This is a genomic window from Hydrogenophaga palleronii, assembly GCF_031457455.1.
In the GTDB taxonomy this organism is placed as follows: Bacteria; Pseudomonadota; Gammaproteobacteria; order Burkholderiales; family Burkholderiaceae_C; genus Hydrogenophaga; species Hydrogenophaga palleronii_A.
The window spans coordinates 413,921-426,460 of sequence record NZ_JAVDWU010000004.1 but is presented as its reverse complement, the minus strand read 5'-3'; the positions used below and the strand labels follow the sequence as shown (position 1 = coordinate 426,460).

Annotated in this window: 14 protein-coding genes; 11 read left to right on the top strand and 3 right to left on the bottom strand. The window is 66.3% G+C overall.

What is annotated here, in order from left to right:
- The first annotated feature begins 86 nt into the window (after positions 1-86).
- Entirely contained in the window at positions 87-716 is a 630-nt protein-coding gene (locus tag J2W49_RS12140; protein ID WP_310316013.1) for an HAD family hydrolase, read from the top strand.
- A 105-nt stretch (positions 717-821) separates the two neighbouring features.
- Here J2W49_RS12140 and J2W49_RS12135 read toward each other — a convergent pair whose 3' ends face one another.
- The 3 genes from J2W49_RS12135 to J2W49_RS12125 are packed head-to-tail and all read right to left on the bottom strand — an operon-like array spanning position 822 to position 2,204.
- Positions 822-1,520 carry an ArsR/SmtB family transcription factor gene (locus J2W49_RS12135; protein WP_310316009.1) on the bottom strand — a complete coding sequence of 233 codons (699 nt, stop codon included), beginning with the start codon at positions 1,518-1,520 and terminating at the stop codon, positions 822-824.
- A 4-nt stretch (positions 1,521-1,524) separates the two neighbouring features.
- The gene (locus J2W49_RS12130; protein WP_310316006.1) at positions 1,525-1,869 is read right to left on the bottom strand and encodes an antibiotic biosynthesis monooxygenase family protein; all 345 of its coding nucleotides are present in this window, start codon (positions 1,867-1,869) and stop codon (positions 1,525-1,527) included.
- Complete coding sequence (locus tag J2W49_RS12125) at positions 1,866-2,204, bottom strand: NIPSNAP family protein (protein ID WP_310316004.1); 339 nt, start codon at positions 2,202-2,204, stop codon at positions 1,866-1,868. Before J2W49_RS12125 ends, J2W49_RS12130 begins: the two co-directional genes overlap by 4 nt.
- A 166-nt stretch (positions 2,205-2,370) precedes the next feature.
- On the opposite strand from J2W49_RS12125, the gene J2W49_RS12120 reads away from it, so the two are divergent.
- From J2W49_RS12120 to J2W49_RS12075, 10 genes are all read left to right on the top strand, one after another.
- Positions 2,371-3,573, top strand: coding sequence for a serine hydrolase domain-containing protein (locus J2W49_RS12120; protein ID WP_310316002.1), 1,203 nt, complete (start codon positions 2,371-2,373; stop codon positions 3,571-3,573).
- A gap of 418 nt (positions 3,574-3,991) precedes the next feature.
- On the top strand, positions 3,992-4,756 hold the full coding sequence (locus tag J2W49_RS12115) for a FadR/GntR family transcriptional regulator (RefSeq protein ID WP_310316000.1): 765 nt from the start codon (positions 3,992-3,994) through the stop codon (positions 4,754-4,756).
- Positions 4,753-5,676, top strand: coding sequence for an L-threonate dehydrogenase (ltnD, locus tag J2W49_RS12110; RefSeq protein ID WP_310315998.1), 924 nt, complete (start codon positions 4,753-4,755; stop codon positions 5,674-5,676). Before J2W49_RS12115 ends, ltnD begins: the two co-directional genes overlap by 4 nt.
- On the top strand, positions 5,673-6,950 hold the full coding sequence (gene otnK, locus J2W49_RS12105; protein WP_310315997.1) for a 3-oxo-tetronate kinase: 1,278 nt from the start codon (positions 5,673-5,675) through the stop codon (positions 6,948-6,950). Before ltnD ends, otnK begins: the two co-directional genes overlap by 4 nt.
- On the top strand, positions 6,947-7,624 hold the full coding sequence (locus tag J2W49_RS12100; RefSeq protein WP_310315995.1) for a class II aldolase/adducin family protein: 678 nt from the start codon (positions 6,947-6,949) through the stop codon (positions 7,622-7,624). The genes otnK and J2W49_RS12100 overlap by 4 nt, the downstream gene beginning before the upstream one ends.
- Before the next feature lie 19 nt (positions 7,625-7,643).
- Positions 7,644-8,441: a 2-oxo-tetronate isomerase gene (gene otnI / locus J2W49_RS12095; protein WP_310315993.1), complete on the top strand. Its 798-nt coding sequence runs from the start codon at positions 7,644-7,646 to the stop codon at positions 8,439-8,441.
- A complete protein-coding gene (gene denD / locus J2W49_RS12090) occupies positions 8,438-9,472 on the top strand; it encodes a D-erythronate dehydrogenase (RefSeq protein WP_310315992.1) in 1,035 nt (344 codons plus the stop codon). The genes otnI and denD overlap by 4 nt, the downstream gene beginning before the upstream one ends.
- A gap of 58 nt (positions 9,473-9,530) precedes the next feature.
- A complete protein-coding gene (locus J2W49_RS12085; protein ID WP_405001013.1) occupies positions 9,531-10,502 on the top strand; it encodes a TRAP transporter substrate-binding protein in 972 nt (323 codons plus the stop codon).
- 141 nt (positions 10,503-10,643) lie between these two features.
- Positions 10,644-11,135, top strand: coding sequence for a TRAP transporter small permease (locus J2W49_RS12080; protein ID WP_310315991.1), 492 nt, complete (start codon positions 10,644-10,646; stop codon positions 11,133-11,135).
- A 54-nt stretch (positions 11,136-11,189) separates the two neighbouring features.
- Complete coding sequence (locus J2W49_RS12075) at positions 11,190-12,527, top strand: TRAP transporter large permease (RefSeq protein WP_310315989.1); 1,338 nt, start codon at positions 11,190-11,192, stop codon at positions 12,525-12,527.
- Positions 12,528-12,540: the final 13 nt, after the last annotated feature.

Below are 12,540 nucleotides of genomic sequence, written 5' to 3'. Positions count from 1 at the left end.
GGGTACAAATCGGGGGGCTGAACGTCGTGCGCGGCTTGTCTGAGCTCGTGAAGCGAATTCGATGCAATGTGACCAAGGAAACAGGGATGACAAAGTCGGTGGTGGTTTTCGATCTGGGTGGGGTCGTATTCAACTGGCAGCCCGCGGTGCTGCTGCAGCAGGTGTTGCCGCACCACGCACAAGACGCCGCGTCGGCCCAGCGGCTGGCAGCGCTGGTTTTCCAGTCCCATGAGCTGAACAGCGACTGGGCGCAGTTCGATCTGGGCCTCATCGAGGCAGACGCCCTGGCGGATCGCATCGCCCTGCGCACGGGCTTGCCCGCGCAGGATCTGCGTGCCTTCATCGGCGCCATTGCACCGCATCTGACGGTGAAATCCGATACTGTGGAGCTGATGCAGGAACTGCGTGATCAGGGGCACCGGCTGGTGTATCTCTCCAACATGCCCACGGAACTGGCGGCGTGGCTCGAGCGTGAACATGCCTTCTTCGACTGGTTCGACGGCGGCATTTTTTCTTCACGCGTGCAGCAGGCGAAGCCGGATCCGGCCATCTTCCAGACCGCCATGCAGCGCCTGGGTCTGCAGGGGCAGGTGCCGGTGTTCCTGGACGACATGCAGCCCAACATCGACGTGGCGACGGCGCAGGGCTGGCACGGTATCCGCTTTGAATCGGCGCAGCAGGTGCGCGAACAGTTGCAGCACCTGCTGCACGGCTGACTGCTCGCCATCGGGCAGTAGCGGCCCCACTGTCGATGCCCCGGATTCACCATCGCGTCGTTGGGCGCCTGGATCGCCCTGCCTTACTTGGTCGAGATGGCTCTCTCAAATGAGCGCCGATTCGGCCGAAGCCAGCCGCGGCAACAGGTCTGTGTGCCCGCTGGGCGTGATGTCCACCGCCCGGCCACTGCCCCGGCGCAGCCAGCCTTTTGCCACCAGGTGCTGGAAGAGCTGGTCGGCGAGCTGGCCGGCCAGGTGGTCGCGTCGCTCAGACCAGTCGAGGCAGGGATAGGCGAATCGCCGACGGCCGCTCGGCTCGGGCGGTGTCAGCCCCAGATCGCCCAGCCAGTGGCGGCCGGCATCGGTGAGTACAAACCCGTCACCTACCGTCTGCAAACCGCCCACCCCTTGCAGCGACGTGAACAGCCGCACGCCCAGCCGCCCCGCCAGATGGCCATAACAACAGCGGGCCTGGCGCAGGCGCGCCCGTTCCGGGTGGGTCCAGGCAGCGTCGTGTTCGTCGCGCTCGGCCACCACGGCCAGGGCCTCCAGTGCATGGGCCACATCGGCATCGGCAAGCCGAAAGTACCGGTGTCGCCCGCGCGGTTCACAGACCACAAAGCGGGCCTCCTGCAAACGCGCCAGATGGCCACTGGCGGTGGCCGGCGTGACCGAGGCGGCCCGCGCCAGCTCGCTGGCGCTGGCGTATTCGCCCGAGAGCAGGTAGGCCAGCATGCGCGAGCGGGCCGGGTCGGCCACCATGGCGGCCACACGCGCCAGACGGGGTTCGTGGGGATTGGACATTCGCTCAGGTTAGCGCAGAGAGCGAGTCAGCGGGCACCTGGTCACGTTCTTCCAGCCCATAGTCGCGCACCACCGTGGCCACGCGCAACCGGTAGTGCGCCAGCACGGCAGAACGGCCGTCCTGCTGTGCTTCGCGGTGCCGCGGCTGGCAGCGCCATTGCCGCACAGCGGCTTCGTCGCGCCAGAAGCTCAGTGAGAGGTAGCGCCCGGGTTGCGACAGGCTCTCGAATCGTTCTACCGAGAGGAAGCCGTCGATTTTTTCAAGTTCAGGTCGCAGGGCCGCTGCATGATCGAAGTAGCGGGGGGTGGCGCCTTCGCGGGGTTCGAGTTCGAAAATGACGGCAATCATGGCGCCACCTGCCTGGGCTGGTCGCGGGTGCCGGCCACGTCTTCCAGCCAGCTGCGTTCTTCGCGCAGGATGAAGCGCTCGCGCTGCGCGCGCTGGAAGTTGGCGCGGCCCTCCGGATCCTGCCGCAGTGTGGCGCGGTAGCGCTCGTAGGCGGCAAGGTCATCGAAGCCAATGAGGCCCCAGGCCACGTCGTTGCTGCCCTCGTGCGGCAGGAAGTAGCCAATGAGCTGGCCGCCGCAGCGCGGGATGATGTGGCCCCAGGCTTCGGCATAGGTGCTGAAGGCTTCGCGCTGGAACGGGTCGATCTGGTAGCGGATGAAACAGGTGATGGGCATGATGGGTCGTGATTCGGAGATGGCAGAAGCGTCACTGTGCCCCCACCCCAGCCGTCGAGGCTTCGGTGCGCACCGAAGTGAATCACTGACGGGTGGGCGACACGCAGGCGTCATGGCCACGTCTGCGGGTCTATAAGATGCACCGATCACCCTTCCCCCGGCCCCCATGACCCAGAACCTCGCCACCCTGCCCGTGCCGCTTCCCCTCGCCGCTCCCGCCGACCTGGGCCTGTGCCCGGACCGCACGCAACGACTCATGGACGTGCTGCGTGACGAACATGCGCGCGGTCGCCTGCCTGGCGCGGTGGTGGTGCTGGGCCGGCGCGGCAAGCTGGGCCTGATGGAGAGTCTTGGCCAGCTCGACCCGGCCACCGGCGTGGCCATGAGCAACGACGCGATCTTCCGCATCTATTCCATGACCAAGCCCATCGTGTCGGTGGCGGTGATGATGATGGTGGAACAGGGCCGCGTGCTGCTGACCGATCCGGTGGCCAAACACCTCCCGGAGTTTGCCGATCAGAAGCTGGCTGTGGAGCGCGACGGCCAGGTGAAACTGCTACCCGTGACCAACCCCGCCACCGTACAAGACCTGTTGCGCCACACCGCCGGCCTCACCTACGAGTTCCTGGGCACCGCGCACGTGCAGCGCCTGTACGCACAGGCCCAGATCGCATCGCGCGAACGCAGCAACGCGGAATTCAGCCGCACGCTGGCGGCCATGCCACTGCTCATGCAACCGGGCACACAATGGGGCTACAGCCGCGCCACCGACGTGCTCGGGCGCCTGCTGGAAGTGCTGAGTGGGCAAACGCTGGGCCAGCACCTGAAGCAGGCCATCTTTGATCCGCTGGGCATGGTCGACACCGGCTTCGTGGTGCCCGAAGCCAACCACCATCGCATCGCCGAACCGTATGCACACGACCCTGATGGCGGCATCCCGCTGCGCGTGCTTGAACCGCGCAAGGCACCTGCAATGGAGAGTGGCGGCGGCGGCCTCATGTCCACAGCGGCCGACTACGCCCGGTTCCTGCAGTTCATGCTCAACAAGGGCGAACTGGGCGGTACGCGTCTGCTGGGCCCGCACACCGTGGCCCACATGACCGCCGACCACCTGGGCAACATCCCCGCCGATGGCATGTTGCTATCGCCCGGCCACGGCTTTGGCCTGGGCTTCGCGGTGCGCACGGCCGCAGGCGTGTCCACACTGCCAGGCTCGGTGGGTACCTACCACTGGGGCGGCATTGCCGGCACCACCTTCTTCGTGGACCCGGCCGAAGACTTCTTCGGCATCCTGCTGGCTCAGGCGCCGAACCAGCGTGACCACTACCGGCAGCTGTTTCGCACGCTGGCTTACGCAAGTCTTCGATAGGCACCCCCTGCGCCGCTGACGCGGCTTCCCCCTCTCTGGCGCCTTCGGCTTGGGGGGGACGCACCCCGTGGCCCGGCAGAGCCGGTTCCACGGGTGCCCTGGACTGAGACATTTCACTCCGGAGGCTGCGTGCTCCCCCCTGCGCCGCTGACGCGGCTTCCCCCTCTCTTGCGCCTTCGGCTTGGAGGGGGACGCGCCCTGTGGCCCGGCAGAGCCGGTTCCACGGGTGCCCTGGATTGGGACACTTCGCTCCGGAAAGTGTTTGGTGCGCCGCCCTGCACCGCTTCGCGGCTCGGGGCCCTCGCTGCGGGCAAAGCCTCTTCGGTCCCGCCACCTCCAAGGGAAAACCATGAGTAGCAATTTCGGCCAAATTTGTATGATGACCCTATAACCAGACATCTAAACCAACAATTTATCCATGAGCGACGCCCTGCAAGCGCCTGAACGCCTCACCGACAAGCTGGCCGGCCTGCTGATGCAGCGCATCGAGTCGGGCGAGCTGGCGCCTGATGAGCGCTTGCCCACGGAGCAGAAGCTGTCTGAGCAGTTCGGCGTGTCGCGCACCGTGGTGCGTGAGGCGGTGAGCCGGCTCAAGTCGATTGGTCTGCTCACCTCGCGCCAGGGTGCCGGGGTGTTCGTGGCGCCGCGCAGTCAGGCCCGCGCCCTGGCTTTTGACCCGCTGGTGGTCACGTCGATGGAGAGCGTGCTGCAGGTGGTGGAGGTGCGGCGCGGGCTGGAGGCCGACGTGGCCGCGCTGGCTGCACAACGCATGACGCCCGAGAAGGCCAAAGCCATTGCCCAGGCACTGGCCCACCTTGAGACCTGTCCGCCCCAGGGGGCTGAAGGCGTGGAAGCCGACTTGGCGTTCCACCGCAGCATCGCCCGCGCCACCGAAAACCCGCATTACGAGCGTCTGCTGGGCTTTCTGGAGCAATACCAGCGCGAGGCCATGCGCGTGACCCGCACCAATGAAGCGCTGGACAGCGGCTACATGGTGCAGGTGCGCCAAGAGCACCGCGCCATTGCCGACGCCGTGATGCGTGGTGACGCTGCGGCCGCGCGCCAGGCGGCCATGCTGCACATGCACAACGCGGCGCACCGCATCGAGCATGCCGCCCCTCCCATCCGCCGCGCCCTGGGCGCGTTGCTGGCACCCCCCTCCACCGGTTCCACATCTTCATGAGCAACTCCTCTACTCTCACGCTGGGCGCCATTGGCCTGGGTTCCATGGGCATGGGCGCGGCCCTGTCTGCACTTCGCAAGGGCGTGCCCACCTGGGGCTGCGATCCACGCGCCGAGGCGCGTGCCGCCTTCGAGCAGGCGGGAGGTCGGGCCACCGCCAGCGTGGCCGAACTGGCCGCCCAGTGCGACGTCGCGCTGGTGCTGGTGGTCAACGCTGCGCAGACCGAAGACGTGCTGTTCGGCGCGCAGGGCGTGGCTTCCAGCTTGAAGCGCGGCGGTGTGGTGGTGTGTTCGGCCACGGTGGACCCTGCGCTGCCACCGGTGTGGGAACAACGCCTGAAAGAGACCGGCCACTGGTTGATCGACGGGCCGGTGTCGGGTGGTGCCAAGAAGGCCGCTGCGGGGCAGATGACGGTGATGGCATCGGGCCAGCCCGAAGCCTTTGCTGCGGCAGGCAATGTGCTCGACGCCTTCGCCGGCAAGGTCTACCGCCTGGGCGACAAGGCCGGCATTGGTTCCACGGTGAAGATGGTGAACCAGCACCTGGCGGGCGTGCACATTGCCACCGCCTGTGAGGCCATGGCGCTGGGCATGCGCGCCGGCGCAGACCCGCGCCAGCTTTACGAGGTGATCTGCAACTCTGCCGGTATGAGCTGGATGTTCGAGAACCGCGTGCCGCACATCCTGGACGGCGACTACACGCCGCTCTCCGCCGTGAACATCTTCGTCAAGGACCTAGGCATCGTGCTGGACGCGGCGCGCCAGCTCAAGTTTCCGCTGCCACTGGCCGCCGCCGCGCACCAGCTCTACCTGTCCACCGCGGCCATGGGCCTGGGCGGTGAAGACGACTCGGCGGTGGTGAAGTACTACGCACAACTGGCCGGCATCGAACTGCCCGAACAGCAAAAGGATGCCGCATGATCCTCGGCGTCATCGCAGACGACTTCACCGGTGCCACCGACGTGGCCAGCATGCTGGTGCGCGCGGGCATGCACACGGTGCAGGTGCTGGGTGTGCCGGAAGACGGACTGCCGCAGGCCGACGCGGTGGTGATCGCCCTCAAGACACGCACCATTGCGCCGGCCGATGCGGTGGCACAAAGCCTGGCCGCACTGGCCGCCCTGCGGGCCGCCGGGTCGCGGCAGATCTATTTCAAGTACTGCTCCACGTTTGACTCCACGCCGCAGGGCAACATCGGCCCGGTGACCGATGCGCTCATGGCCGCTCTGGACACCGACTTCTCAATAGCCTGCCCCGCCTTCCCGGAAAACGGCCGAACCGTGTTCCGCGGCCACCTGTTCGTGGGCGATGCGCTGCTGAGCGATTCAGGCATGCGTAACCACCCGCTCACGCCCATGACGGATTCGAACCTGGTGCGCGTGCTGCAAGCACAGACGCAGCAAGCCGTGGGTCTGCTGCGCCACGATGTGCTCGATGACGGCGCACCTGCAGTGCAGGACCGTATCACCCAGTTGCGCAAGGAAGGCGTGAAGATCGCCGTGGCCGACGCTGTGAGCAACGACCACCTGCTGACGCTGGCCGAGGCCTGCGCCGACCTGCCCTTGCTCACCGCCGGCTCGGGCGTGGCACTGGGCCTGCCACCCGCCTACGCGAAGCGAGGCTGGTTCACACCCAACGCCAACGCCGCTGACCTGGACCGTCTTCAAGGCCCCGCCGCTGTGGTGTCGGGCTCGTGTTCGGAAGCCACCAACGCGCAAGTGGCGCAGTGGCTGGCTGCGGGCCGCACGGCCCTGCAGATCGACCCGCTGGCATTGCACGAAGGCCAACAAACCGCCGACGGCGTGCTGGCGCAAGCCATGGAAGCGCTGCACCAAGGCCCGGTGCTGGTCTACGCCACCGCCGCGCCTGAAAGCGTGCGCACCGTGCAGCAGGCCCTGGGCGTGCAGGCCGCTGGCGAGCTGGTGGAACACGCGCTGGCCCACATCGCCAAAGGGCTGGTGCAGGCTGGCGTGCGCCGGCTGGTGGTGGCCGGGGGTGAAACGTCTGGTGCCGTGGTGCAGGCGCTGGGTGTGCAGCAGTTGCGCATTGGCGCGGCCATCTGCCCCGGTGTGCCGTGGACGCAGGCCGCGCTGCCCGGCAGCGGCGAAGCCGTGCAACTGGCGCTCAAGTCGGGCAACTTCGGCGGTGTCGATTTCTTCGCTGAAGCCCTGCAACAAGCGGGGGTGGCACTGTGAGCCAGCCCTGGCCAGACGCACAAGACCCCGTGCGGGCCGACATCGCCCGCGTGGGCGCGAGCCTGTTCCAGCGCGGTCTGGTGCACTCCACCGCCGGCAACATCAGCGTGCGACTGAGCGCCGAACAAGGCGGCGGCTATCTCATTACGCCCACCGACGCCTGCCTGGGCTTCCTGGAACCTGCACAACTGGCCTGGGTGGGTGAAGACGGCACCGCACTGGCCGGCGCCCGCGCCAGCAAGACCCTCACCCTGCACCGCCGCATCTACGCCGCCGCACCCGGTGCGCACTGCGTGCTGCACACCCACTCCACGCATCTGGTCGCCCTCACGCTGCAAGGCGTCTGGCGGCCTGACGACATCCTGCCGCCGCTCACGCCCTACCAGCTCATGAAGGTGGGCCATGTGCCGCTGGCGCCCTACCGCGTGCCGGGCGATGCGGGCGTGGCCGACGACGTGGCCGCACTCATCGCCAACGCCCAGCGACCCCTGCACGCGGTGATGCTGGAGCGCCTGGGCCCCACCGTGTGGCACGACAGCCCGGGCAGCGCCATGGCCCTACTCGAAGAACTGGAAGAGACCGCACGGCTGTGGCTGCTCACCGACCGCCGCCCCGCAGCGCTCAACGAATCGCAGGTGACCGAACTGCAGGCCCGATTCAACACCCTCTGGTAACCCAAAACCTCACCACCGCATGCCTCGCTTCGCCGCCAACCTGACCATGATGTACACCGAGCTGCCGTTCCTCGACCGCTTCGCCGCGGCCGCGCGCGATGGCTTCGACGCGGTGGAATACCTCTTCCCCTACGAGCATGCCCCGGCCGACATTGCCGCACGGCTGAAAGACAACGGCCTCACCCAGGCCCTGTTCAACCTGCCGCCAGGCGACTGGGCCGCCAGCGAACGTGGCATGGCCTGCCACCCCGGTCGCGAAGCCGAATTCGCGGCTGCGCTGGAACAGGCCATGCCCTACATCGAAGCCACAGGCTGCCAGCGCGTGCACGCCATGGCCGGGCTGATCCCCGCGAGCAGCGATGCCACCGCGCAGCGCGCCACCTATGTGACCAACCTGCGCCACGCCGCCGCGCGCCTGGCCCCGTTGAGCGTGAGCCTGCTGATCGAACCCATCAACAGCCGCGACATGCCCGGCTACTACCTCAGCCTGCAACAACAGGCGCACGACGTGCTGGCGGAAGTGGGCGCGCCCAACCTGAAGGTGCAAATGGACCTCTACCACTGCCAGATCATGGAAGGTGATCTGAGCAAACGCCTGCAGAAGCACTTTGCAGGCGTAGGCCACATCCAGATCGCCAGCGTGCCCGACCGCCACGAACCCGACAGCGGCGAGGTGAACTACCCGCACCTGTTCGACCTGCTCGACGCCCTGGGCTATGACGGTTTCGTGGGCTGCGAATACCGCCCCAAGGCCGGCACCAGCGAAGGCCTGCGCTGGCTGCACCTCTATAAGGCTTCACGGAAAGCGCCCGCATGAACATCCTCATCACCGGCGGCGCCGGCTTCCTCGGCGACCGCCTTGCTCGCACGCTGCTGCAGCAAGGCACGCTGCGCGGCCAGCGCATCGAACAGCTCATGCTGGCCGACCTGGTGGCCCCGCGCGACGCCGCCCTGCTGGCCGACCCGCGCGTGCGCCACCGCACGGGCGACCTGCTGGCCGAGATTCCCGCCTTGTTCACGCAGCAGTGGGACGCGGTGTTTCACCTGGCGTCCGCCGTCTCTGGCGAATGCGAGGCCAACTTCGATCTAGGCCTGCACGCCAACCTGGACACCACGCGCCGTCTGCTGGACGCTTGCCGCGCGCAAACCCAGAGTGGCTACCCGCTGCCACTGTTCTTCTTCTCCAGCTCGGTCGCTGTCTTCGGCAGCGACGCCGCCCTGCCTCTGCCCGCCGTGGTCAAGGACGACACACTGCCCACGCCGCAGGGCAGCTACGGCATCCACAAGTTCGTGTGTGAACAGCTGGTGGCCGACTACACGCGCAAGGGTTTCATCGATGGCCGCGCGGCGCGCCTGATGACCGTCTCGGTGCGCCCGGGGCGCCCTAATGGCGCAGCCTCGGGGTTCCTTTCCGGCCTGTTCCGCGAACCGTTGGCTGGCCATCCCAGCGCCTGCCCGGTGGACCTGGACACGCCCGTGGCGCTGTCTTCGCCGGCCAACACGGTGGCCGGCATCATGACCGTGGCCGAGGCCAGCCGAGACGCCTTTGGTGGTCGCACCGCCATCAATCTGCCTGCCCTCACCGTGAGCGTGCGCGAAATGCTGGCAGCGCTCGAAGCCCTGGCCGGCCCGGACGTGATGAGCCTGATCACGCACGTGCCCGACGCTGCCATCGCCCACATCGTCTCGGCCTGGCCGTCGCGCTTCGAGAGTGCCCGCGCGCCACGCCTGGGCCTGAGCGCCGACGCCAGCTTCACTGCCGTGTTGCAGCAGTACGTGCACGACCAGCCTGACGCGGTGCGCCATCCGCAAGCGCGCGCCCGGCTGGGCCTGCCCCCGCTTTCCTGATCCCTGCCTTTCTGTTCCCCCTGTTCCCCTTCCCCCAACCACAACGGAGACATCGTCCATGAAACAACTCATCAAACCCATCGCCCTCGCTGCCATGCTGGCCGCTGCTGGCGGCGTGCAGGCCCAGACCGTGCTGAAGATCGGGTACGCCACAACGGCCGCTTCGCACTACGGCGTGGGCTCCACCGTGTTCTGCGAAGAGATGGAAAAAGGCACACAAGGCCGCTACAAGTGCCAGCAGTTTCCCAATTCCGCACTGGGTGGTGAACGCGAAATGATCGAAGCCGTGCAACTGGGCACGCAGGACATCGTCAACACCTCCACCGGCCCGCTGGGCAACTTCGTGCCAGAGGTCAAGATCGTCGACATCCCCTTCCTGTTCCGCGATTACGACCACGCACGCAAGGTGATGGACGGCCCCATCGGCCAGGACCTGCAGAAGAAGATGGAAGCGAAGGGTTTGATCAACCTGGCCTGGACCGAAAACGGTTTCCGTCACATGACCAACTCCAAGCGCCCCATCAACCAGGCCACCGACGCCAGCGGCCTGAAGATGCGCACCATGGAAAACAAGGTGCACATGGATGGCTACAAGACCTTCGGCATCCTGCCCACACCCATGGCTTTCCCTGAACTGTTCACCGCGCTGCAACAGGGCACGGTGGACGGGCAGGAGAACCCGATTCCCGTGATCCTCGCGTCCAAGTTCTCGCAAGTGCAAAAGCACCTGTCGCTGACCGGCCACGTGTATTCACCTGCCGCGCTGATCCTCTCGCCCGCCGTGTGGAACAAGCTGTCCGCCGCCGACAAGGCCGCGTTCACCGATGCTGCCAAGAAGGGCGCCGCAGCACAGCGCAAGAAGGTCAACGACGACGAGAACAACGGCATTGCCCAGCTCAAGAGCGAAGGCATGCAGGTGATCGAAAAGGTGGATGGAGAGAGCTTCCGCAAGGCCGTGGCGCCTGCCTATGCTGCGTTCGCCAAGGAGTTTGGTGCCGACAAGATTGCTGCGATTCAAGCTGTGAAGTAACTCCCCCCTGCGCCGGGCCTTTCGGCCCGTCTTCCCCCCAGGGGGACAACACCTTGGGCCGGCGGAGCCGGACCCTTGGTGTTTCTGGACTTGGCTTCCCCTCGCTCGGCGAGGGCCTCATATTTAGTTGCGTCACCTGCTATGAAATCCCTCATCCTTGCCATTGACCGCCACGTGACCGGGCTGTGCCTGTCGCTGGCCTGTCTCATCCTGGCGGTGATTTCCTGTCTGGGCATGTGGCAGGTGGTGACGCGCTTTGTTTTTTCGCAGCCCTCCACCTGGACCGAAGAGGTCATGCGGCGGCTGCTGATCTGGATGGTGATGCTGGGCACGGTGGTGGCGTTGCGCCAGGGTGCATTGATCTCGGTGGACCTGATGTTGCGTGTGTCGCGCGGTGCGTGGCGCAGCACGGTGCGCTGGGTCATCACCACGGTGAACTTTGCGTTTTTCTCGGTGGTGCTGTGGTTTGGTGTGGACCTGGTGTGGCGCGTGCGCTTCCAGACCTTCGCCAGCCTGGACCTCTCCATGGCCTGGGCTTACGCGGCCATTCCGGCGGGCGCGTTGCTCGGCCTGCTGGCCACCGTGGCCCACCATGCCGATCCGCACAACGACGAGCTCAGCACCGCGCAGTGACGCGTCCTGCTCCATGAATCTGTCTTTCCTCATTCCCTGCGTCGGAAACCTGCCATGCCCTTGACCCTGCTCGTCACCATGCTGGTGTGTTTCGCCTTCAGCATTTCCATTGCCGTGGCCATCGGCGGCTCGGCGGTGCTGGGCATTGCGATCTTCGACAGCCGCCAACTCATCCTGGTGCCGAAGGAAATGTTCTCGGCCATCGACAAATTTCCGCTGGCCGCCATTCCTTTCTTCATCCTGGCCGGCAACCTCATGGAAACCGGTGGCATCTCTCGCCGGCTGGTGAACTTCGCCAAGTCGCTGGTGGGTGGTGTGCAGGGCGGCCTGCCCATGACCTGCGTGCTCACCTGCATGATCTTCGCGGCCGTCTCCGGCTCTTCCGTGGCCACCACGTTTGCCATTGGCTCCATCTTGATTCCCGCGCTGGTCAAGCACGGCTACCCGGTGGGCTACGCGGCCTCGCTGCAAGCCACTTCGGCCGAACTGGGCGTGGTCATTCCACCCTCCATTCCACTGATCCTGTTTGGCGTGGCCGCTGAAGTTTCCATCGGTGAACTGTTCATCGCTGGCGTGGTGCCGGGTCTGCTGATCGGCGCGTCGCTGATGCTCTTCGTGCACCTGTGGTGCCGCTTCAAGGGCCTGGGCAAGGCCGATGGCGACGACCGTCTGGGCGTGGTCCCGGCCACGCGCGACGCGGGCTGGGCGCTGTTGATGCCGGTGGTGATCCTGGGTGGCATCTACGGCGGCATCTTCACGCCCACCGAGGCTTCCGTGGTGGCCGTGTTCTATGCACTGATCGTGGGTTTTGTGATCCACCGTGAACTCAAGCCCAGGGACATCGTCACCGTGTTGCGCAAGTCGGTGCTCTCCAGCGCGGTGATCATGTTCATCATTGCGAACGCCGGCCTGTTCGCCTTCCTCATCACCCGTGCAGGCATTCCAGACGCCATCGGCATGTGGCTCACCAGCGTGCTGCAGTCGCCGGGCTGGTTCCTGCTGGGTGTGAACGCCGCGTTGTTCGTGATCGGCATGTTCATCGAGACGTCGGCCGCCATCATCGTGCTCGCCCCCATCCTGGTGCCGGTGGCCATCCACTTCGGCGTGGACCCGGTGCACTTCGGCATCATCATGGTGGTCAACCTGGCCATGGGCATGATCACGCCGCCCTTCGGCGTGAACCTGTTTGCCGCGTGCACGGTGGCCAAGATCTCGCTCGACCGCATCGTGGGCCACCTGCTGCCCTTCGTGCTGGTCATCATGGGCTGCCTGGCCCTCATCACCTACCTGCCTTCCATCTCCCTGAGCCTGCGCGATGCGGTGTTTGCCAAAACGCCGGTGGTCGAACCCGCTATTGGACCGAGTGTTGGCCCCAGCATTGGTCCCCAGTAACCACGAAGGAGCT